Annotated in this window: 20 protein-coding genes; 12 read left to right on the top strand and 8 right to left on the bottom strand. The window is 67.1% G+C overall.

The window, feature by feature from the left end:
- Position 1: 1 nt before the first annotated feature.
- Genes sufC through ACZYZ7_RS04200 form a run of 4 tightly spaced genes read right to left on the bottom strand, consistent with a single transcriptional unit; the run spans position 2 to position 4,256 of the window.
- On the bottom strand, positions 2-775 hold the full coding sequence (sufC, locus tag ACZYZ7_RS04215; protein WP_135454314.1) for a Fe-S cluster assembly ATPase SufC: 774 nt from the start codon (positions 773-775) through the stop codon (positions 2-4).
- Positions 775-1,926 carry a Fe-S cluster assembly protein SufD gene (sufD, locus tag ACZYZ7_RS04210; RefSeq protein WP_210115654.1) on the bottom strand — a complete coding sequence of 384 codons (1,152 nt, stop codon included), beginning with the start codon at positions 1,924-1,926 and terminating at the stop codon, positions 775-777. Before sufD ends, sufC begins: the two co-directional genes overlap by 1 nt.
- Positions 1,927-1,980: 54 nt before the next feature.
- Positions 1,981-3,411: a Fe-S cluster assembly protein SufB gene (gene sufB, locus ACZYZ7_RS04205; RefSeq protein WP_463740276.1), complete on the bottom strand. Its 1,431-nt coding sequence runs from the start codon at positions 3,409-3,411 to the stop codon at positions 1,981-1,983.
- Complete coding sequence (locus ACZYZ7_RS04200; protein ID WP_210115513.1) at positions 3,408-4,256, bottom strand: helix-turn-helix transcriptional regulator; 849 nt, start codon at positions 4,254-4,256, stop codon at positions 3,408-3,410. The genes sufB and ACZYZ7_RS04200 overlap by 4 nt, the downstream gene beginning before the upstream one ends.
- Before the next feature lie 65 nt (positions 4,257-4,321).
- Here ACZYZ7_RS04200 and mptB point away from each other — a divergent pair, with 65 nt between their 5' ends.
- From mptB to ACZYZ7_RS04175, 5 genes are all read left to right on the top strand, one after another.
- Positions 4,322-5,998, top strand: a complete 1,677-nt coding sequence (gene mptB / locus ACZYZ7_RS04195; protein WP_463740275.1) for a polyprenol phosphomannose-dependent alpha 1,6 mannosyltransferase MptB — start codon at positions 4,322-4,324, stop codon at positions 5,996-5,998.
- Positions 5,995-6,927, top strand: coding sequence for an ABC transporter ATP-binding protein (locus tag ACZYZ7_RS04190; protein WP_463740274.1), 933 nt, complete (start codon positions 5,995-5,997; stop codon positions 6,925-6,927). Before mptB ends, ACZYZ7_RS04190 begins: the two co-directional genes overlap by 4 nt.
- Positions 6,924-7,706: an ABC transporter permease gene (locus ACZYZ7_RS04185; RefSeq protein ID WP_135454305.1), complete on the top strand. Its 783-nt coding sequence runs from the start codon at positions 6,924-6,926 to the stop codon at positions 7,704-7,706. The genes ACZYZ7_RS04190 and ACZYZ7_RS04185 overlap by 4 nt, the downstream gene beginning before the upstream one ends.
- 97 nt (positions 7,707-7,803) lie before the next feature.
- A complete protein-coding gene (locus tag ACZYZ7_RS04180; protein ID WP_463740545.1) occupies positions 7,804-8,730 on the top strand; it encodes a COX15/CtaA family protein in 927 nt (308 codons plus the stop codon).
- Between the two features lie 88 nt (positions 8,731-8,818).
- Positions 8,819-9,622, top strand: a complete 804-nt coding sequence (locus tag ACZYZ7_RS04175) for a DeoR/GlpR family DNA-binding transcription regulator (RefSeq protein ID WP_135454303.1) — start codon at positions 8,819-8,821, stop codon at positions 9,620-9,622.
- Here ACZYZ7_RS04175 and ACZYZ7_RS04170 read toward each other — a convergent pair.
- Positions 9,605-10,342 (bottom strand): inositol monophosphatase family protein, encoded by a 738-nt coding sequence (locus tag ACZYZ7_RS04170; protein WP_135454301.1) that lies wholly within the window; start codon positions 10,340-10,342, stop codon positions 9,605-9,607. The genes ACZYZ7_RS04175 and ACZYZ7_RS04170 overlap by 18 nt on opposite strands.
- Positions 10,339-11,154, bottom strand: a complete 816-nt coding sequence (locus ACZYZ7_RS04165; protein ID WP_135454299.1) for a BtpA/SgcQ family protein — start codon at positions 11,152-11,154, stop codon at positions 10,339-10,341. The genes ACZYZ7_RS04170 and ACZYZ7_RS04165 overlap by 4 nt, the downstream gene beginning before the upstream one ends.
- 196 nt (positions 11,155-11,350) lie before the next feature.
- On the opposite strand from ACZYZ7_RS04165, the gene ACZYZ7_RS04160 reads away from it, so the two are divergent.
- The 6 genes from ACZYZ7_RS04160 to ACZYZ7_RS04135 all read left to right on the top strand — a co-directional run bounded on the left by ACZYZ7_RS04160 (position 11,351) and on the right by ACZYZ7_RS04135 (position 17,837).
- On the top strand, positions 11,351-12,838 hold the full coding sequence (locus ACZYZ7_RS04160) for an FGGY-family carbohydrate kinase (protein WP_463740273.1): 1,488 nt from the start codon (positions 11,351-11,353) through the stop codon (positions 12,836-12,838).
- A complete protein-coding gene (locus ACZYZ7_RS04155; RefSeq protein ID WP_463740272.1) occupies positions 12,835-13,635 on the top strand; it encodes an SDR family NAD(P)-dependent oxidoreductase in 801 nt (266 codons plus the stop codon). The genes ACZYZ7_RS04160 and ACZYZ7_RS04155 overlap by 4 nt, the downstream gene beginning before the upstream one ends.
- A gap of 62 nt (positions 13,636-13,697) precedes the next feature.
- Entirely contained in the window at positions 13,698-15,035 is a 1,338-nt protein-coding gene (locus tag ACZYZ7_RS04150; protein WP_135454293.1) for an ABC transporter substrate-binding protein, read from the top strand.
- Between the two features lie 40 nt (positions 15,036-15,075).
- The gene (locus ACZYZ7_RS04145; protein ID WP_463740271.1) at positions 15,076-15,942 is read left to right on the top strand and encodes a carbohydrate ABC transporter permease; all 867 of its coding nucleotides are present in this window, start codon (positions 15,076-15,078) and stop codon (positions 15,940-15,942) included.
- A complete protein-coding gene (locus ACZYZ7_RS04140) occupies positions 15,939-16,754 on the top strand; it encodes a carbohydrate ABC transporter permease (protein WP_280830445.1) in 816 nt (271 codons plus the stop codon). Before ACZYZ7_RS04145 ends, ACZYZ7_RS04140 begins: the two co-directional genes overlap by 4 nt.
- A gap of 18 nt (positions 16,755-16,772) precedes the next feature.
- A complete protein-coding gene (locus ACZYZ7_RS04135; RefSeq protein WP_463740270.1) occupies positions 16,773-17,837 on the top strand; it encodes an ABC transporter ATP-binding protein in 1,065 nt (354 codons plus the stop codon).
- 25 nt (positions 17,838-17,862) lie between these two features.
- Here ACZYZ7_RS04135 and ACZYZ7_RS04130 read toward each other — a convergent pair whose 3' ends face one another.
- Entirely contained in the window at positions 17,863-18,801 is a 939-nt protein-coding gene (locus ACZYZ7_RS04130; RefSeq protein WP_450069152.1) for an ATP-grasp domain-containing protein, read from the bottom strand.
- 32 nt (positions 18,802-18,833) lie between these two features.
- On the opposite strand from ACZYZ7_RS04130, the gene ACZYZ7_RS04125 reads away from it, so the two are divergent.
- Positions 18,834-19,808, top strand: coding sequence for a quinone oxidoreductase family protein (locus ACZYZ7_RS04125; protein ID WP_135460018.1), 975 nt, complete (start codon positions 18,834-18,836; stop codon positions 19,806-19,808).
- A gap of 94 nt (positions 19,809-19,902) precedes the next feature.
- Here ACZYZ7_RS04125 and ACZYZ7_RS04120 read toward each other — a convergent pair whose 3' ends face one another.
- The gene (locus ACZYZ7_RS04120; RefSeq protein ID WP_463740544.1) at positions 19,903-20,832 is read right to left on the bottom strand and encodes a DUF1254 domain-containing protein; all 930 of its coding nucleotides are present in this window, start codon (positions 20,830-20,832) and stop codon (positions 19,903-19,905) included.
- Between the last annotated feature and the right edge of the window lie 57 nt (positions 20,833-20,889).

Below are 20,889 nucleotides of genomic sequence, written 5' to 3'. Positions count from 1 at the left end.
CTCAGGCTCCGACGGCTTGGGTGAAGCGCACGTATCCGTTCTCTTCGAGCTCGTCGGCGAGTTCGGGCCCGCCCGATTCCACGATGCGCCCACCCACGAACACATGCACGAACTGCGGCTGGATGTAGCGCAGGATCCGGGTGTAGTGGGTGATCAGCAGAACGCCGCCGTGCTCGGCCTCGGCGTAGCGGTTGACGCCCTCGCTGACGATGCGCAGCGCGTCGACGTCCAGGCCCGAGTCGGTCTCATCGAGGATCGCGATCTTCGGCTTGAGCAGGCCCAGCTGCAGGATCTCGTGGCGCTTCTTCTCGCCACCGGAGAATCCCTCGTTGACGCTGCGCTCACCGAACGCCGGGTCGATATCCAACTCGTCCATCGCGGCCTTGACTTCCTTGACCCAGTGGCGCAGCTTCGGCGCCTCGCCTCGAACGGCAGTGGCCGCCGTGCGCAGGAAGTTCGACATCGACACCCCGGGCACCTCGACCGGGTACTGCATGGCCAGGAAGAGACCCGCGCGCGCCCGCTCGTCGATGCTCATCTCGAGGACGTCCTTGCCGTCGAGGGTGATCGAACCGGAGGTGACGGTGTACTTCGGGTGCCCGGCGATGGCGTAGGACAGCGTCGACTTGCCGGAGCCGTTGGGGCCCATGACCGCGTGGGTCTCCCCCGACTTCACGGTCAGGTCGACACCCTTGAGGATCGGGATCTCGGTGTTCTCAGCGCCTTCGGCGGCGTTGACCGAGACGTGCAGGTCCTTGATTTCCAGAGTGGTCATTAGTGCGTAGCTTTCGATTCGGTGATGGCAAGTTCTTTTTCGATGGCTGCGGTCAGGCGCTCACGCACCTCGGGGACAGCGATCTTGGCGATGATCTCGTTGAAGAATCCGCGTACGACCAGGCGGCGGGCCTGATCCTCGGGGATGCCGCGGGCGCGCAGGTAGAACAACTGCTCGTCGTCGAAACGTCCGGTGGCACTGGCGTGCCCGGCACCGACGATCTCGCCGGTCTCGATCTCCAGGTTGGGTACCGAATCGGCGCGGGCGCCGTCGGTGAGCACCAGGTTGCGGTTCACCTCGAAGGTGTCGGTACCGGTGGCCTCGGCCCGGATCAACACGTCGCCGATCCACACCGTGTGCGCGTCGGGCTTCTTGGAGTCCGGATCTCCTTGCAGGGCGCCCTTGTAGAGGACGTCGGACTTACAGTGCGGCTGGGCGTGGTCGACCAGCAACCGCGACTCGAAGAACTGACCGTCGTCGGCGAAGTACGTACCGAGCATCTTGGCGTCACCGCCGGGCCCGGTGAACCGCACGGTGGCCGAGGTGCGCACGACATCGCCACCGAGGGTGACGTTGACGTGCCCGAGCACCGCGTCCTTGCCGAGCTTGGCGTGGTGGGAGCTGACGTGCACCATGTCGTCGGCCCAGTCGGCGATCCAGATGACGCCGAGGCCGGCCGCGTCACCGACGATGATCTCGACGTTGTCGGCGTAGGTTCCGCTGCCGCGCAGATCGACCACGACGATCGCCCGGGACAGTTCCTCCACCCGGATCTGAAGGTGGCCGTAACCCACGGTGTCGACACCGGGCCCGTCGACGACGATCTCGATCGGCTCGGCCACCTCGGTGTCGCGCTTGACCGTTACCACCGTGGCCGTCTCGAACGACGAGTAGGCCTGGGCGGCAACGCGATCGGTGGGCACACCGCCCTCGCCGAGACGCTTGTCGTCGCGGCCGACGGTCTCCACGGTCACGCCCGGCCGCTCGGTCACGGTGATGCCGGCCTTGCCGTTCGCCACAGCCGAGCCGTCGTGCAGACCGCGAAGCCTCTTGAGCGGGGTGAACCGCCACAGCTCGTCGCGGCCGCCAGGCACCTCGAAGGCGTTGACGTCGAACGATGCGAACAGCTCGCCCTTGTTGGCGGCAGCCAACGTTGAGCCTGAGCTGTGAGCGGCCGTTGCTCCGTCAGTCAGATTCTGTGTCACTTAACCGACCGCGCCTTCCATTTGCAGCTCGATCAGCCGGTTCAGCTCGAGCGCGTATTCCATGGGCAGTTCCTTGGCGATGGGCTCGACAAAGCCACGCACCACCATCGCCATCGCCTCGTCCTCGGTCATACCGCGGCTCATCAGGTAGAACAGCTGATCCTCGCTGACCTTCGACACCGTGGCCTCATGACCCATCGTCACGTCGTCCTCGCGGATGTCGACGTACGGGTAGGTGTCCGAGCGACTGATCGTATCGACCAGCAGCGCATCGCATTTGACGCTCGACTTGCTACCGTGCGCGCCCTTGTTGATCTGGACCAGGCCGCGGTAGGAGGCTCGGCCGCCGCCACGGGCCACCGACTTGGACACGATGTTGGACGACGTGTTCGGGGCCAGATGCAGCATCTTGGCGCCGGTGTCCTGGTGCTGGCCCTCGCCGGCGAACGCCACCGAGAGCACCTCACCCTTGGCGTGCTCACCGGTCATCCAGACCGCCGGGTACTTCATGGTGACCTTGGAGCCGATGTTGCCGTCGATCCATTCCATGGTGGCGCCGGCCTCGGCCCGGGCCCGCTTGGTGACCAGGTTGTAGACGTTGTTCGACCAGTTCTGGATCGTGGTGTACCGCACCCGGGCACCGGGCTTCACGATGATCTCCACGACAGCGGAGTGCAGTGAATCGGACTTGTAGATCGGCGCGGTACAACCCTCGACGTAGTGCACGTAGGAGCCCTCGTCTGCGATGATCAGCGTCCGCTCGAACTGGCCCATGTTCTCGGTGTTGATCCGGAAGTAGGCCTGCAGCGGGATGTCGACGTGCACACCCGGCGGCACGTAGATGAACGAACCGCCCGACCACACCGCGGTGTTCAGCGCCGAGAACTTGTTGTCGCCGGCCGGGATCACCGTGCCGAAGTACTTCTTGAAGATCTCGGGCTGCTCACGCAGCGCGGTATCGGTGTCCAGGAAGACCACACCCTGGGCCTCGAGGTCCTCACGAATGGAGTGGTAGACCACCTCGGACTCGTACTGCGCGGCCACACCGGAAACCAGACGCTGTTTCTCAGCCTCCGGGATACCCAGCTTGTCGTAGGTGTTCTTGATGTCGGCCGGCAGGTCGTCCCACGTGGCGGCCTGCTTCTCACTGGAGCGCACGAAGTACTTGATGTTGTCGAAGTCGATGCCCTCGAGGTTGGAACCCCAGTTCGGCATGGGCTTCTTGTCGAAGGTGCGCAGCGCCCGCAGCCGGGTCTCCAGCATCCACTCCGGCTCGCTCTTCTTGGCCGAGATGTCACGCACGACGGCTTCGGACAGGCCGCGCTGCGCACTGGCGCCTGCGACGTCCGAGTCCGACCAGCCGTAGCCGTAGTTACCCAGCGACGCGATGGTCTCTTCCTGGGTCAATGGCGTTTCGGGCGTGATGGTCATGTCGCCGCTCCTTGTTTGATCGTGGCGGTCGTCCGGGCGCGGGCTGTGCTCCGAACCTTGGTCGAACTGTCTGTACTTGCCTTGTTTTCGACGCTGTCCGCATCGAGTGGGACGTGAGTGGTGCAGGCGCAGTCACCGTTGACGATGGTGGCCAGACGCTGCACGTGGGTGCCCAGAATCTCGGCGAACGCCTCGTTCTCCGTCTCACAGAACTCCGGGAACTCTTCGGCGACGTGCGAGACCGGGCAGTGATGCTGACAGATCTGCACACCGTGGATCGGGCCGTCCACCGGATTCGTTGTGGTGGCATACCCGGCCCTGCTCAACGCGCCGGCCACCCGCTCGGCGGTGTCGGCGACTCCGCCCGGCCCCTCGGTGACCCCGGCCAGGATGGTGTCCATCCGGCGCCGCGCGAACGTCCGCACGGCTTCCTTGCCACCGATTTCGCGCAACTGCCGAATCGCAGCGACCGCGAGGTCGTCGTAGGTGTGGCCGAGTTTGGCGCGCCCCGCAGCAGTCAACCGGTAGCGCTTGGCGGGGCGACCCCGACCGTTGTGCTGCCACGCAGCGGCGGCGCTGGCTTGCGCATCGCCGGCCTCGATCAGGGCATCGAGGTGACGACGCACGCCGGCAGCCGAAATGCCGAGCCGCTCGCCGATCTGCCCGGCCGTGATGGGCCCCTCCAGCAAGAGGTGGATGATCGCGCGCCGAGTATGTCCGTCGGAAGCCGGCACCACGTCGTTGACCGGCTTCGGCGCACTGACCGAAGCCGAGCCCGCAGCCGCCCGACGTATTTTCACAACACCATTGTGACGGAATTCCCCGCGGGGTTCTAGCAAGGGCACCCTTACGTGACCTGGGCCACCGTTGCGTGGCGAAGACCGCGTCCGCCGACGGTTACGCTGCCCTGATGGCAAGCCGCCTGTCGACCTTCAGCTCATCGATCGCCCGGTGGCACGGCGACGAACGCACCGTCGGGTCCCCGCTCAATCCCGCCGAGGTCATCGCGCAGCGCCGTACCCGGCTGTTCGGGGCCACCGGAACCGTACTCATGGCGATCGGCGCCCTCGGCGCGGGCGCCCGCCCCGTCGTGCAGGATCCGACCTTCGGCGTCCGGCTGCTCAACCTGCCCTCCCGCATCCAGACCGTGTCGCTGACCATGACCACCACCGGCGCGGTGATGATGACGCTGGCCTGGCTCATGCTGGGACGCTTCGCCCTCGGCCCACGCCGGATGTCGCGCAGCCAGCTCGACCGCACGCTGTTGCTGTGGGCCATACCCCTGCTGATCGCGCCGCCGATGTACAGCAAGGACGTCTACTCGTATCTGGCCCAGAGCGAGATCGGGTACATCGGGCTCAACCCCTACAAGGTCGGCCCGGCGACCGGTCTCGGGCTCGATCACGTGTTCACGTTGTCGGTGCCCAGCCTGTGGCGCGAGACCCCGGCGCCGTACGGACCGCTTTTCCTGTGGATCGGCGAGAGTATCTCCGCCCTGACCGGCGAGAACATCGTCGCCGCCGTGCTGTGCCACCGCGTCGTGGTGCTTCTCGGTGTCGGCCTCATCGTCTGGGCCACACCGCGGCTGGCCCGGCGCTGTGGCGTCGCCGAGGTCAGCGCTCTGTGGCTGGGCGCCTGTAATCCGCTGCTGTTCATGCACCTGGTGGCCGGGATCCACAACGAGGCGCTGATGCTCGGGCTGATGCTGGCCGGCACGGAGTTCGCGTTGCGCGGCATCGACGCCGCGGCTCCATTAATTCCCCGGCCACTGACCTGGCCGCACTCACGCGAGGACTGGGAGCACTGGTATCCCGCGGCGATGCTGCTGGCCGGCACGGTGCTGATCACCCTGTCCTCCCAGGTCAAGCTGCCGTCACTACTGGCACTCGGATTCGTGGCGATGGCCCTGGCCTGGCGTCTGGGCGGCACGATCAAGGCGTTTTTCGTGGCGAGCATCCCACTCGGCACGGTGTCTCTTGCAGTGATGGCCCTGATCGGCTGGGCCAGCGGGCTGGGCTTCGGGTGGCTGGGCACCCTGGGCACGGCCAACGTGGTGCGCAGTTGGATGTCACCGCCGACACTGCTGGCCCTGGGCACCGGCCAGGTCGGCATCCTGCTGGGGCTCGGCGATCACACCACCGCGGTACTCGCCCTGACCCGCGCCATCGGCGTCTTCCTGATCGCGATCCTGGTCAGCTGGCTGCTGCTGGCCGTGATGCGCGGCCGCCTGCACCCCGTGGGCGGTCTGGGCGTCGCCCTCGGCGGCACGATTCTGCTGTTCCCGGTGGTCCAGCCGTGGTACCTGCTGTGGGCGGTGATCCCGTTGGCCGCGTGGGCAACCCGGCCGGGGTTCCGCGGATCCACGATCGCCATCACGCTGGTCGTCGGCATCTTCGGTCCGACGGCCAACGGCGACCGGTTCACGTTGTTCCAGATCGTGATGGCGACGCTGGCCAGCGCGCTGATCGTGCTGATCCTGATCGGGCTGACGTGGCGCCGGCTACCGTGGCGCGCGTCACGTCAGACGGACACAAGCCCACCGCCGGCACGCACGCAGTCCCCCGACGCCTACGCTGAATCCCCGTGACCTCGCGTTCTGAACATCCGGTGCTGCTCCGCGGCGTCAGCAAGCGCTACGGATCGACAACAGCGGTCGCCAACCTCGACCTCGACGTGCAACGCGCCGAGGTGCTCGCCCTGCTCGGCCCCAACGGCGCGGGCAAGACCACCACCGTCGAGATGTGCGAGGGCTTCATCCGCCCCGACGGCGGCCGCGTCGAGATCCTCGGCCTGGATCCCGTTGCGGACAACGCGCAGGTGCGCGAGCGGATCGGCGTGATGCTGCAGGGCGGCGGCGGGTACCCCGCAGCGAAGGCCGGCGAGATGCTCAATCTGGTCGCCTCCTACGCCGCCGATCCCCTCGACCCGGCCTGGTTGATGGACACCCTCGGCCTGACCGAATCCGCCCGCACCACCTACCGGCGTTTGTCGGGCGGTCAGCAACAACGCCTGGCACTGGCCTGCGCCGTAGTGGGCCGCCCGGAGTTGGTCTTCCTCGACGAGCCCACCGCCGGCATGGACGCCCACGCCCGAATTGTGGTGTGGGAGTTGATCGATGCGCTGCGCCGCGACGGTGTCACGGTCGTGCTGACGACCCACCATCTCACCGAGGCCGAAGAACTCGCCGACCGGATCGTCATCATCGATCACGGCGTTGCAGTCGCCACCGGCACACCGGCCGAGCTGACCCGCAGCGGTGCCGAGAACCAGCTGCGGTTCAGCGCGCCACGCAAGCTCGACCTGTCCCTGCTGGCGGCCGCCCTACCGGAGAACTACAAGGCCACCGAGACCGCTCCCGGCGAGTACCTGGTCGAGGGGCACATCGATCCGCAGGTGCTGGCCACCGTGACAGCGTGGTGCGCCCGACTCGACGTGCTCGCCACCGATATGCGGGTGGAGCAGCGCAGCCTCGAAGATGTTTTCCTCGACCTGACAGGACGGGAGCTGCGGTCATGACGAGTGCTACGAATCGATTCGCCCCGGGCACCTTCTCCCCGGACCCCCGCCCGGCCAAGGTGCCGGCCATGCTGGCCGCCCAGTTCGGGCTGGAACTGAAGTTGCTGCTGCGCAACGGCGAACAGCTGCTGCTGACGATGTTCATCCCCATCACGCTGCTGGTCGGGATGACACTGCTGCCGCTGGGCTCGTTCGGCGACAATCGGGCGGCGACCTTCACTCCGGCCATCATGGCCCTGGCCCTGATCTCCACGGCGTTCACCGGGCAGGCCATCGCGGTGGCTTTCGACCGCCGCTACGGGGCCCTGAAACGGCTCGGCGCCACCGCGCTCCCGGTGTGGGGAATCATCGCCGGCAAGTCGCTGGCAGTCGTGACTGTCGTGTTCTTGCAGGCGATCCTGTTGGGCGCCATCGGTTTCGCGCTGGGCTGGCGCCCTTCACCGGCAGGGCTGGCGCTGGGTGCGGTGATCATCGCCCTGGGGACGGCCACGTTCGCCGCGTTGGGGCTGTTGCTCGGCGGCACCCTCAAGGCCGAGATCGTGCTGGCCCTGGCGAACCTGCTGTGGTTCGTGTTCGCCGGTCTCGGCGCGCTGACCCTAGAAGGCGGCCCGGTTCCGTCGGCGTTGCGTTGGGCTGCCCGGCTGACGCCATCGGGAGCCCTCACCGAATCCCTCACCCAGGCGATGACGGTGTCGATGGACTGGTTCGGCGTGGCCGTCCTGGCGGTGTGGGGTGCCGTCGCGGCGATCTGCGCGCTGCGCTGGTTCCGGTTCACCTGATTCACACCAGCCCTACTACGGGCTGTAGTTCCTGATCAACTACGATCAGCCCGTGCCCGGCGGAACAGCTTTCCAGCGACTGGTCGATCTGCTGCCCATGCCGAGCCTTCGGGTCCAGCGCCTGATCGCGTTCCTGGTGATCCTCACCCAGGGCGGTATCTCGGTCACCGGGGCGATCGTCCGGGTCACCGCGTCCGGCCTGGGCTGTCCTACCTGGCCCCAGTGTTTCCCGGGCAGCTTCACGCCCGTCCCGCACGCCGAAGTCGCCGTCGTGCACCAGGTGGTCGAGTTCGGCAACCGGATGATCACCTTCCTGGTGGTGTTGACCGCCATCGCCGCCGTCCTGGCCGTGACCCGGGCCCGCCGTCGCCGCGAGGTGTTGATCTACGCCTGGCTGATGCCGGCGTCCACCGTGGTCCAGGCGATCATCGGCGGCATCACGGTGCGGACCGGCCTGCTGTGGTGGACCGTGGCCATCCACCTGCTCGCATCTATGGCGATGGTCTGGCTCGCGGTTCTGCTGTTCGTCAAGATCGGTCAGCCCGACTCCGGTGCGCCCACCGCAACCGCGCCGAAACCGTTGCGGCAGTTGACCGCGCTGAGCGCCGTCATCCTGGCCGCAGTCCTGGTGACGGGCACGCTGGTGACCGGCGCCGGCCCGCATGCCGGGGACAAGAGCCTGGATCGCGTGGTCCCGCGTTTACAGGTCGAGATCACCACGCTGGTGCACATGCATTCGTCGCTGCTCGTCGCCTACCTGTCGCTCATCGTCGCGTTGGGATTCGGACTCACCGCGGTGCGCGCACCACGCCCGGTCATGGTCCGCCTCGGTGTCCTGGTGGCACTGGTGTGCGGACAGGGGCTGATCGGGATCGTGCAGTTCTACACCGGGGTTCCCGCTGTGCTGGTCGCGGTGCACGTCGCCGGCGCGGCTACGTGCACCGCGGCCACCGCGGCGCTGTGGGCGTCGATGCGTGAGCGGGTGCGACCCACCGGTGATAGCGCGGCGGACTCCGACCACTGACTGTTGGGGCATCAGCACCGATCCGGCCCGGCGCGCCCACACCTGTGATTGCTGTGAATAATTCACAACAGTCCCCTACGCTGCAACCATGGCACCAGGCATGAACGCCCACGCGCGGCGGGCGGCGATCGCCGCGCGGATCCACACCGACCGCGAAGTCGATTTCACCACCCTGGCCGACGAATTCGAAGTCTCGGCCATGACCATCCGCCGCGATATCGAACGGCTCGAGGAACAAGGCATCGCCCGCCGGGTACTGGGCGGCGCGATCGCGTTCGGCGGCAAGTCGACCGAACCATCCTTTGCCTCGCGGGCCGCCGATGCCGCCGACGAGAAACTGCATATCGCCCGCGGGGTCGCCGATCTGCTGACCCCGCGCGAAACCGTGATCTTGGACAGCGGCAGCACGGTCCTGGCAGTGGCCCGGGCCCTCAAGGGCCGCAATCTGGGACTCACCGTGATAACGCCCAGTGTGCTGGTGGCCGTCGAACTCGCCGACGAACCCGATACCACCATCCTGCTGACCGGAGGAAAGGTCCGCCCCGGCGAGCTGAGCCTGATCGGCGCCGAGGCCGAGGACTTCTACCAGCGCTACAACTGCGACACCTATGTCATGGGCATCGCCGGAGTGGACGGGAAACGTGGTGCTTCGGAATACCATCGCGAGGAAGGCAATGTGAAGCAGGCCGCCATGCGGGCGGCGGACCGCGTGATCGTGGCCGCCGATGCCACCAAGCTCGGCCGAGTCCAGCTGATCAATGTCGCACCGGTATCGGCCATTTCCATCCTCGTCACCGACGGCCCGCCGACGCATCCCGCGGTCGAGGCCCTGCAGTCGGCCGGAGTTTCGGTGATCTGCGTCAACGCAGAGCGGTCAACTCCAGCGCGCTGACAGCACCGAGTCGTGCCCCTGGGGCCGCGACACCCGGACCCCGGCCTCCTCGGCGATCAGAGCGCCCGCGGCCCAATCGTGCACCGCCAGGTCGTCCTCGACGAACGCGTCGAGACTGCCCTGAGCCAGCAGACACAGATCGACCGCCGCCGCACCGAACCGGCGCATATCGGTGTAATCGGTCATCAGGGCACCGAGTTCGCCCAGTTGTCTGCGCCGAAGACCGGGATCGTAGGACAGCCCGGTACCGACCAGCCGCGCCGACGATTGCACCATCGCGAGCGGCAGACGCCTCTCACTCGATCCCGAGTCGACCTGTGCCCCAAGATTTTTCGCGGCACTCCAGGTTGTGGCCAGCGCGGGCGCACACACCGCGCCGGCCAGCCAGCTACCGTCGGCCATCGACCGCGCCGCCACCGACGTGCCGAAATACGCGATACGCCGGGTGTAGTTGGTGGTGCCGTCGAGCGGGTCTACCACCCACTGCACCGGCCCAACGCCGGTGTGCTCGGCCAACTCCTCGCCGAGCACACCATCGTCGGGCCGAGCGTTCAACAACACCGCGCGCACCGCCTCTTCGGCGGCACGGTCCACGATGGTCACCACATCGCCGGCCGCACTCTTGGTCTCGGCCTGCACCGGTTCACCCCACTGCCGCAGGCACACCGCGGCCCCATGCCGGGCGGCCTCGACCGCCAGGCGGCGCAGCTGTTCGCTCATAGCGTCTTGCGGAATTCCTTGACCGCGGTCATCAATTCGGCGGCACGGGAGGCCACGGCGCGGTTCTCGAAGATGCCGCCTTCCTTGAAGTAGGTGCCAACGACCGCCCCGTCGGCGATCGACAACTGGTCGGCAGCGTTGTGGGCGCGCACTCCCGTGTTGACGAACACCGGCACCGCACCCGCGTTGTCCTTGACCACCTGCAATGCCTGGGTATCCGTTGATGCACCCGCGGTCAGTCCGGAGACACAGATACCGTCCGGCTTGGTGGCGAACACGGTGGTGGCAGTGACCGAAGCGAGATCACGCTCGGCCAGATACACGGCCGACTCCGGAACGATGTTGAACAGCAGCTTCACCCCGTCGCCACCGATGCGGTGACGGTGCCGGGCGACCTCACCGACATTGGTGTTCCACAGGCCGAAGTCGCTGGCGTACACGCCGGTGAAGATCTCGCGGACCCACTGCGCACCGGTGGCCACCGCCAGATCGATGGAGGCCCGCCCGTCCCACAGCACGTTCACGCCGTAGGGCCCCGAGATATCGGGCAGAAGCTCACCGATCACCCGGGCCATGGTGATCGCGGTGATCGGTTCGGTCTTGGTCAGGTACGGCAGGCTGAACTCGTTGGAGAACATCACACCGTCGACGCCGCCCTCCTGCAGCGCCGCCAGCTCACCGCGAGCCCGGTCCACGACCGCACGAATACCGGCGGCCGAGTCGAATCCCGGGTCCCCCGGCAGTGCCGCGAGATGCAGCATCGCGATCACGGGCTTTCGCACAGCAAATACGTCGTCGAGCCAACTGTTCATGGGGCGTCTCTCCGCTTCGTCATCGGCGTGTTTCGCTACAACACCTGTTACTAAATCACAGTGATCGTACAGATTCTCGTGAGATGTCGTGACTATCCCACACATCTTGTGAGAATCTAACAGCATCAGTAGTGTGGTCCCACCGCGGCAATGGCTGCGCGCAACGCACCCAAGCGAACCCAAGGGGAAGGACGGCATGCCGGAGTTCACGATCGGCATCGACATCGGCACCACGGGCACCAAGACCGTGCTCGTCGATATCGGCCAAGCACGCATCGTCGCCCAGGCCACTTGCGACGCCCCGCTGTATTCGGACGCCCCCGGGCAGGCGGAAGCCGACCCGGCCAAGTGGCTGGACAATGTGCACGACGGGATCCGCGCCGTATTGGCCGATTCCGGCATCTCCCCCGAGCGGATCGGCGCGCTGTCGACCACCGGCATGGTCCCGGCGGTCGTCCCGGTCGACAGCAACGGTGCGCCGGTTCGCCGCGCCCTGCTGCAGAACGATGCGCGCGCCACAGCGGAGATCACCGAACTCCGAGATGCCCTTGACAACGACGCCGTGCTGCGAGCCACCGGATCGGCGGTGACCCAACAATCCGTGGGGCCCACCGCCCTGTGGCTGCAACGGCACGAACCTGAAATCTGGCGCGCCACCGCACACCTGGTCGGCTCATACGACTGGGTGCTCATGGCCCTCGGTGCTCCCGCGCACGTCGAGCTGAACTGGGCCATCGAATCGGGGCTCGGCACCGTCGACGGACACCGCTTCGAGCCCATGTATGACGCGGCCGACCTGGCAGCCGGGCTGGTGCCGACGGTGCTCTCCCCCGGAGCGCAGGCCGGCGAGCTCAGTGCCGCCGCCGCGGCCGCCACCGGCCTGCCCGCAGGGCTACCGCTGATCGTCGGCGGCGCCGACCACGTGCTCTCGGCCTACGCGGCCGGGATCAACAACGAGGGCGATTGGCTGGTGAAGCTTGGCGGCGCCGGAGACATCCTGGCCGCCGCCGACCACCCGGTGATCGACGCCCGGCTCTACCTCGATGCCCATCCCGTTCCGGGCCGCTGGCTGCCCAACGGCTGCATGGCAACCAGCGGCAGCCTGATCCGCTGGTTCCAGACCCTGTCCGGCGGCATCGACCTGGTGGCACTGGATGACGAGGCCGATGCCCGCAGGCCCGCCGAAATCCTCTGTCTCCCCTATTTTCTCGGCGAGAAGAGCCCGCTGCACGACCCCGATCTGCGCGGCGCCTTCGTCGGGCTCGATCTCGCCCACAACCGCGCCGACATGTACCGCTCGGTGCTGGAAGCCATCGCCTACGGCTTCAAACATCACACAGAGGTGTTCGCCTCGATGGGCGTGCCGCTGCGGCGGGCCCTGGTCACCAACGGCGGCAGCCGATCGGTGCTGTGGAAGCAGATCCTCGCCGACGTACTCGACACCCCACTCTCCCCGATCATCGGCCATCCCGGCGCCTCACTCGGCGCGGCGATCATCGCGGCCGTCGGCACCGGCATGCTCGAGGGCTGGGACAGCACCGAGGCCTTCCAGACCGTCGGTGAACCCGTTGTGCCCAACCCCCGACACGTCGACCGTTACGCCGAGGCCTATACCGAATGGCGCGAGCTCGGCGACGTGCTCACCCCCGTTTCCCACCGCATCGCCCGAAAGGCCCGGTCATGACCTCCCCTGGCAACTCTGCAACCACCACCGACGCGCCACAGACCGTCGTCGTCACCGGCGCCGGCTCCGGCATCGGCCGGGCGATCGCCACCACCCTGGCCGACCGCGGCTGGCGGGTGGTGGCAACCGATATCGACGATGTCGCGGCCGAGCAGACCCGCGCCGGTCTGGCCGGAACCGGGCATGAGGCCGGCCGGCTCGATGTCACCGACGCGGCCACCGCCGGCCGGCTCGCTGATGATGTAGCCGACCGCACAGGGCTGCACGCATGGGTCAGCAATGCAGGCATCTCGGCGATGGCCAGCTTTGTCGACGTTTCTCCCGAGCAACTCGACCGCAGCCTCGACATCAACCTCAAGGGCGTGTTCCTATGCGGGCAGGCCGCGGCTCGCGCCATGATCCGCACCGGCGTGCGCGGAACCATCGTCAACACCGCATCGATGGCGGCCAAGCAGGGCCGGGTGCCGTTCCTGGCGGACTATGTAGCCTCCAAGTTCGGCGTGTTGGGTCTCACCCAGGCGATGGCCTATGAGCTTGCCGCCCACGGCATCACTGTCAACAGCGTGTGCCCCGGTTTCGTCGCCACCCCGATGCAGACCCGAGAATTGGAGTGGGAGGCCACCCTCAGCGGCTCCACTCCCGACGGCGTGCGCCAGTCCTGGGTCGATGCCACCCCCCTGGGTCGGTTGCAGACCCCCGACGACGTCGCCCGCGCGGTGGCGTTCCTGGTTTCCGAGGATGCTCGGTTCATCACCGGAGAAGCACTGTCCGTCAACGGCGGTGCCTACATGGATTGAGCGGAATCCGTCCCAGTGAACGCCTCGATCCACCCCACCCGCATCAGGGAAAGTGAGAACGCATGAAAATTCCGATGTTGAGCCGGCGGGCGGCCCGACGTGCCCCGTCCAAGGCGACCCGGTGGTTGCCTGCGGTCGTTGCCGCCGCCGGACTCACCCTGGCCGGCTGCGCCGGCACCGGCGGCTCCGGTGAGCAGAGCTCATCCGGGCTCGGCGATGTTCCGACCGACACCAGCGCCACCGTGCGGGTTCTGATGGAGAATGTGCCGGACACCGACGTCGTGAAAAACCTTGTCGGGCAGTTCAACCAGAAGTACCCCAGCATCAAGGTCCAGATCGAGACCATGACCTTCGACCAGATGCGTGACCGTCTGGTGTCGTCGTTCCAGGCTTCCGAGCCGGCCTACGACCTGATCGTGGTGGACAACCCGTGGATGGACGATTTCGCCGCAGCCGGGTTCCTTGAGCCGCTCAACGACCGGATCTCCTCGACCACCGGGTATGAGCCCAACGACTTCTTCCCGTCGCTGACGGCGATCACCGACGTCGAGGGCACCACCTACGGGGTGCCGTTCTATAACTACGCGCTGGGATACATCTACAACACCGGCGATCTCAAGTCGGCCGGCCTGACCGTCCCCACCGATCTGGACGCCCTGGTCTCCACCTCGCAGAAGCTCAAGACCGCCGATCGGGCCGGCATCGCGATGCAGCCCCAGCGCGGCTACAAGATCTTCGAAGAATGGGCCAACTGGCTGTTCGCCGCCGGCGGGTCGATCTACGGCGAGGACGGCAAGCCCACGCTGAACACCGAACAGGCTGCCCGCGCCCTGAACGCCTACATCGACACCTATCGCACCGCTGCCCCGGCCAACAGCCTGGCCTGGGGATTCGACGAGGCCTTCCGCTCGATCTCCAGCGGTAAGGCGGCTTCGATGATCGGCTACAACTGGAACCTGCCCGCACTCAACGACCCCGCCGGAGCTTCGGCGCAGCGTGCCGGCCAGTTCGCCCTGGCCCCCATCCCGGGCGGCAAATCGGCTCTGGGACTGTGGAGTTGGGCCATCCCGGCCAACTCCGGCGCAGCCGACGCAGCCTGGGCGTTCGCTTCCTGGGTGACCTCACCTGAGGTCGACGCGCAGCGGGTCGCCGACGGTGGTGCCGTGATCCGGAAGAGCTCGCTGACCAATCCGAAGGTGCTCGCCGACGGGTATGGCGCCGACTACTACAAGACCGTCGGTGAGATCCTGGCCGACGCGTCCCCCCTCACCCAGGGCAAGGGCGGCGAGGAGATGATCCAGGCGGTCGGCACCGAGCTCAACGACGCCGCCGCGGGCAACAAGAGCGTCACCGACGCACTGCGCGACGCGCAGGCAGCTGCGGAGCGGATCCAGCAGTGACCGTAGGGAATCCGGCGGCCACCATGGCGGGGGTGTCCAAATGAAGTTCAAGTACGGCATGCTCATGCCGTTGCTCGCCCTGTTCGCTGTGGCCGTCGGATTCCCGCTCTGCTACGCGGCCTACTTGTCGCTGACCAACTACAAGCTGACCGACCGTAAGCAGCCCGGTTTCGTCGGCGTGGCGAATTTCACCAACGCCCTGTCGAACTCGGCGTTCTGGGAGGCGTTCGCCACCACCGCGATCTACGTGGTGATCGCGGTGACCGCGGAGCTGGTGATCGGTTTCGCCCTGGCCCTGGCGCTGCATCAGCAGCGCTGGGCCAAGGACCTGTCCCGGGCCATCGTGCTCGCGCCCATGTTCATCACCCCGATCGCGGTCGGGTTGATCTTCCGGTTCCTGCTCAACGACCAAATCGGCGCCGTTCCGGCGCTGCTGCACGCGGTGGGGAGCGACTATGACTTCTTCGGTTCGGGCCGGGCGCTACTGACTCTGGCCTTCATCGATGTCTGGCAGTGGACACCGTTCATGGTCCTGCTGATCCTGGCCGGCCTGGAATCGATGCCCAAGCGACCCATGGAGGCCGCGCGCGTCGACGGTGCCGGGCCGGTCTACCGGTTGCGCCGGGTGCTGATCCCGATGCTCGCCCCGGTGCTCACCGTGGCGGTGCTGCTGCGCGGCCTGGACGCCCTGCGGGTCTTCGAATACGTCTACGCCACCACCCGCGGCGGACCGGGCACCGACACCCAGACGCTGCAGTACTACATGTATCTCGAAGGCATCCAGTTCTTCCGGCTCGCACAGGCCAGTGCCATGGCCTTCATCGTGCTGGCGGTCGTGCTGGTGGTGATCGTGGTGGCGTTTCGCACCATGGAACGCAGCCGGGCCTCGGAAAGGACTGTCCGATGACCCGACCCCGCGGGCTGGAGATCCTGCGTCTCACCGTGCTCACCGCCGCGTTCGTATTCGTCCTGTTTCCCATCGCCTGGGTAGCGCTGGCGAGTTTCAAGACGCCCGAACAGATGTCGGAGCCGTTCCTCATCGCTTTCTCCCCCAGCCTGGCCAACTGGCAGAACGTGCTGGATTCCGGCGTCTTCGCCGCCGCGGGCCGCAGCGCGCTGGTGGGCATCGTCACGGTATCGATCAGCCTGGTGGTCGGCAGCATGGGCGCCTACGTCATCGCCAAGTACCGCGCCGGTGGCTCGCTGACCCGGTTCGGCATGCTGGCCGCCCAGGTGGTTCCGCCTGCGGTGATGGTGTTCCCGTTCCTGACCATGGCGCACGCGCTGCGGTTGACCGACACCCTGGCGCCGGTGATCTTCGCGCATCTGTCCTTCGTCCTGCCACTGGTCACCTGGTTTCTGATCGGCTTCTTCGAGGCAGTTCCCGCCTCGTTGGAGGAACAGGCCCGGGTCGACGGTTTCACCCGCTGGCAGGCGTTCCGGATGGTGGTGCTGCCGCAGGTGTACCCGGGTATCGGGGCCGCAGGCATCTTCGGGTTCACCCTGTCGTGGAACGACCTGTTCTACGGGCTGATCTTGGCGCCCGGCAATGCGGCGATCCTGCCGGTGGCGATCGCGAACTTCAACACCTTCCGCGGTGTGCAGATCGGCACCATGAGCGCCGCCATCATGATCGCGATCGTTCCGGTCGTGATCGCCAGCTTCTTCATCCAGCGACGCTTGGTCCAAGGGATCAGCGGCGGCGCGGTCAAGTACTAGACAAGCAAGGATTCGGATATGGCATCGGTGAAGTTCTCCAAGGTCGGAAAGTCTTACGGGACAACGACTGTGGTCTCCGATCTCGACCTGGAATTGACCGACGGCAGCCTGACCGTGCTGGTCGGCCCGTCCGGGTGCGGTAAGACCACATCGCTTCGGATGCTGGCCGGGCTGGAGGAGATCACCTCCGGCAGCATCCACATCGGCGACCGTGATGTGACGGCGCTGGAACCCAAGGAACGCGATATCGCCATGGTGTTCCAGAACTACGCTCTCTACCCGCACCTTACGGTCCGGGAGAACATCGCGTTCCCGTTGCGGGCCAAGCGAATTCCGCGCGCCGAGGCGTTGCGGCGGGCCGATGAGATCGCCGAATCACTCGGCCTGGGCAAGCTGGTCGAGCGTAAACCCAAGGATCTGTCCGGCGGGCAGCAGCAGCGGGTCGCGATCGGCCGGGCCATCATCCGCGAACCCGCGGTGTTCCTGTTCGACGAGCCGCTGAGCAACCTCGACGCCAAGCTGCGGGTGGAGACGCGCACAGAGCTGCTGCGGCTGCAGCGAAAGCTGGGCATCACCGCCCTGTACGTGACGCACGACCAGGAAGAGGCGATGACGCTGTCGGACCGCATCGTGGTGATGCGCGACGGGCACATCGCACAGGCCGGTCCGCCCGAGGAGGTTTACCGGCGCCCAGCCGACACCTTCGTGGCCACCTTCGTCGGCAGTCCGAAGATGAACCTGATCGACGGCTCGGTCAGCGGCGGTGAGCTGCGCACCTTGTCCGGCGTGCGGATGGCCGTTGGCGGACCGGACACGGCAGCGGTGACGATCGGTGTGCGCCCCGACGATGTCATCCTCACCCCGGCCACCGGCACCAGGACCGGCGACGGCGTGGCCTCGGTCGAGCTCGTGGAACTACTGGGGCCGCGCGCCATCGTCACGGTACGGGCCTCCGACATGCTGCTGACCAGTGTGGTGGAAGCCGCTGCACTGCCCGACATCGAGCCGGGCGCGACCGTCGCGCTCTCGGCCCGCGAGGTGCACCGGTTCGACGTGGCCACGGGGTCCCGGCTCCCAGACTGACGCCCGCGCCGGTCCCTACCGCGGGTCAGAAACCCCGGTGTGACAGCGGGCCCAGCCCGAATCGCTCAAGGGCGCCCTCCACACCGACGGCGAACCGCCGCTCAGCGTCCTCCCGCGCGGTCTGATCGAGCTGCCGGAATCCCAGTCCAGGCTCGACCAGTTCGAGTTCGAGCAGGCGGGGATCGTCCGCGCCACCGATCACGTCGACCCGGGCGTACACCAGATCTTCGGGCTCAAGGTCGAACAATCGGGTCACCGCATCGATGGCCAGGCGGCCGACCCGCCAAACCTCGTCGTCAGGGTCGGCCGGCGACAGCGACTCCTGCGCGTAGGTACCGGTTTCCTCGAACTCGGGTGACTGTCCGGCCGGAGGCAGGATCGGCCCCTTGGTGAACGCGTGGGACTCCTTGCCGCCCAGGAACACCAGTGCGGTCTCGCCGTCGGCGATCCGCGGGTCGTACGGCTGCACCAACACGGCGCGGCCCTTGGCCTGCAGGGCTGCCGCGTGGGCCAGGGCCTCGGAGGCGTCGACGAACCGCTGAGCCCCGGTCGAGCCGGCACCCACCGCGGGCTTCACCACGACTTCGCCATCGGGCACGCTGACCTTGTCCCCGACCGCGAAGTACCCGGTCGGCACGACCGGAACCCCCATGCGGTGCAGATCGTCGAGGTAGCGCTTGTCGGTGTTCCACTCCACGATCTGCGGCCGGTTGATCAAGTGGGGCACCGATCGCGTCCAGGCCAGGAACTCGTCGAGACGCTCGGTGTAGTCCCAGGTGGCCCGAAGGATGACCAGGTCGGCATCGAGGGTGGCCGGGTCGTCCCAGGGCAGCCAGCGGGCGTGCAGACCGCGGTTACGCAGCGCCTTGAGCAGGCCGGCGTCGTCGCCGTCACCTTCCGGCAATGCCGCGCAACCGGCCAACACGATGCGGGGATGGAACACATCCGGACGGGCGAGCTTCACCCCCGCGATGATAGGTGTGGATGATGGATGGCGTGTATGCCATCGAAGTTGCAGAGACCGGCGGACCCGAAGTCCTGAGCTACGTCGAGCGGCCCGAGCCCTCCCCGGGCCCCGGCGAGGTACTGATCAAGGCCGAGGCGGTCGGCGTCAACTTCATCGACACGTACTTCCGGTCCGGGCTGTATCCACGAGACGTTCCGTTCATCGTCGGTTCCGAGGTGTGCGGCACCGTCGCCGCGGTCGGCGACGACGTGGCCGCGCTGGCCGTCGGCGACCGCGTGGTGACCGCCAACGCGACCGGCGCCTACGCCGACTTCTGTGTCGCCCCAGCCGATTTCGTCGCCTACGTACCCGACGGTGTGGCGCCCGACGCCATCGCGTCGGCGCTGCTGAAAGGCATGACCGCGCACTATCTGATCAAGTCCACCTATGCCGTGCAGCCGAGCGACACCGTGCTGGTACATGCCGGCGCCGGCGGCGTCGGCCTGATCCTCACCCAGTGGGCCACCAGCATGGGCACCCGGGTGATCACCACCGCCTCGACGCCGGAGAAGGCCGAGCTGTCCCGGCAGGCCGGCGCGATCGAGGTGCTCGACTATCCCGAGGATCCGACCGAATTCGGGGACAAGATTCGCGATCTCACCGGCGGGGCGGGTGTGGCCGCCGTCTACGACGGGGTCGGTGCATCGACGTTCGACGCCAGCCTGGCCAGCCTCGCGATTCGCGGCACGCTGGCCTTGTTCGGTGCGGCCAGTGGTCCGGTGCCGCCGGTGGACCCGCAGCGGCTCAACGCGGCCGGCTCGGTGTTCCTGACCCGGCCGACGCTGGCCCACCACACCCGCACACCCGATGAATTCTCATGGCGTGCGGGAGAATTGATCAACGCCATCGCGGACGGGTCGATCACCATCACCGTCGGCGGTCGCTACCCGCTGGCCGAGGCGGCCCAGGCCCACACCGACCTGCAGGGCCGCAAGACCGTCGGCTCGATCGTGCTGGTGCCCTAGGCCGCACCCGGCGACCGCCGATTTCTACATCAGGGCTGCGGATCCGACCGATCGACAGCCCTGATGTAGAAATCAGGCTCGACGCACAGGTCCCCTAAGCCGGCTCGGCGTCGGGGAACGTCCAGGAACCGTCGAGGATCTCGGGCCTCGGCCGGTACAGCCGCACGATGTAGTTCCAACCCTCGGTGATCGGCAGCAGGTTGGCCGCGTCGCCCTCGCCGAACTGCACCGTGGTGGAGCCGTCGGCGTCCCTGACCGCGGTGACGTTGTTCAGCGAGTAGGCGTTCTGCGGGTTCGCGGTGAAGTAGCCGTCCTTGTTGTAGACCGTCACCGACCAGAACCCGTCCACCGGGACGTCTTTCACGATCAGGCGGTGCACGGTGGTGCCGTCGTTGCGGGCCGGCACCACTGTGAGATAGAACGCATCGCGTGCGGGATTGCCGCCCCAGGCGAACGCCGAGCCGATCAGATGCCGGACCGGCTCCACTTCGTACTTGGGGCCGAACATTCCCCTGGTGTCGGCCACGGTGGTGGACAACGCGATGAGTGCATCGCGAACCGTCTTCTGACTGACCGGATCCCACTGCGGGATCTCGAAGAATCCCGGCTCGGCCTGCGAGACGGTGATCGCGTCCTGCAACGCATGCACCGCGGCCAGGTCCGCGGTATCGCCCGGATCGACCAGGGTGCGCACCGCCGCGATCGCGTAGCGGGTGTCGACGGAGTCGCGGCTGAACGTCACCTCGCCCGGCGCGTAGGCCACATTGGTGGTGTAGTGGTCCTCGCTGATGATCTGCAGCGACATGAACCGGCCCGCGTTCTCGGGCAGCGTGATGGTGACCGGCCCGCCGTCGAGATCGAACACCGCCGCGGAATAGAGCGTGTCCCGGTTCTGCCGGATGACGAGCTGGTGGTCGATGGGGGTCAGCTCGCGGTTGTGGAAGAACTTTCCGAAACCACCGTCCTTGACGGCATTGGCGAAGTACAGGTCGGATTCGGCACGCGCGAAGTTGTCAGGGCTCACCAGTTCGGTCATGCCCACAACGCTGCCACACCAACGGTGTCGGGGGCGGCTGGACCG

The organism is Mycobacterium sp. IDUB_17, assembly GCF_055419465.1.
Note: the sequence above shows the minus strand (reverse complement) of the source record. Positions and strands in the feature narration are given on the sequence as shown.

Excerpts from the sequence above, each read along its gene's own strand:
- sufC (WP_135454314.1), bottom strand. The coding sequence starts at position 775 with ATGACCACTCTGGAAATCAAGGACCTGCACGTCTCGGTCAACGCCGCC.
- sufB (WP_463740276.1), bottom strand. The coding sequence starts at position 3,411 with ATGACCATCACGCCCGAAACGCCATTGACCCAGGAAGAGACCATCGCG.
- mptB (WP_463740275.1), top strand. The coding sequence starts at position 4,322 with ATGGCAAGCCGCCTGTCGACCTTCAGCTCATCGATCGCCCGGTGGCAC.
- ACZYZ7_RS04185 (WP_135454305.1), top strand. The coding sequence starts at position 6,924 with ATGACGAGTGCTACGAATCGATTCGCCCCGGGCACCTTCTCCCCGGAC.
- ACZYZ7_RS04180 (WP_463740545.1), top strand. The coding sequence starts at position 7,804 with ATGCCGAGCCTTCGGGTCCAGCGCCTGATCGCGTTCCTGGTGATCCTC.
- ACZYZ7_RS04175 (WP_135454303.1), top strand. The coding sequence starts at position 8,819 with ATGGCACCAGGCATGAACGCCCACGCGCGGCGGGCGGCGATCGCCGCG.
- ACZYZ7_RS04170 (WP_135454301.1), bottom strand. The coding sequence starts at position 10,342 with ATGAGCGAACAGCTGCGCCGCCTGGCGGTCGAGGCCGCCCGGCATGGG.
- ACZYZ7_RS04165 (WP_135454299.1), bottom strand. The coding sequence starts at position 11,154 with ATGAACAGTTGGCTCGACGACGTATTTGCTGTGCGAAAGCCCGTGATC.
- ACZYZ7_RS04160 (WP_463740273.1), top strand. The coding sequence starts at position 11,351 with ATGCCGGAGTTCACGATCGGCATCGACATCGGCACCACGGGCACCAAG.
- ACZYZ7_RS04155 (WP_463740272.1), top strand. The coding sequence starts at position 12,835 with ATGACCTCCCCTGGCAACTCTGCAACCACCACCGACGCGCCACAGACC.
- ACZYZ7_RS04150 (WP_135454293.1), top strand. The coding sequence starts at position 13,698 with ATGAAAATTCCGATGTTGAGCCGGCGGGCGGCCCGACGTGCCCCGTCC.
- ACZYZ7_RS04145 (WP_463740271.1), top strand. The coding sequence starts at position 15,076 with ATGAAGTTCAAGTACGGCATGCTCATGCCGTTGCTCGCCCTGTTCGCT.
- ACZYZ7_RS04140 (WP_280830445.1), top strand. The coding sequence starts at position 15,939 with ATGACCCGACCCCGCGGGCTGGAGATCCTGCGTCTCACCGTGCTCACC.
- ACZYZ7_RS04135 (WP_463740270.1), top strand. The coding sequence starts at position 16,773 with ATGGCATCGGTGAAGTTCTCCAAGGTCGGAAAGTCTTACGGGACAACG.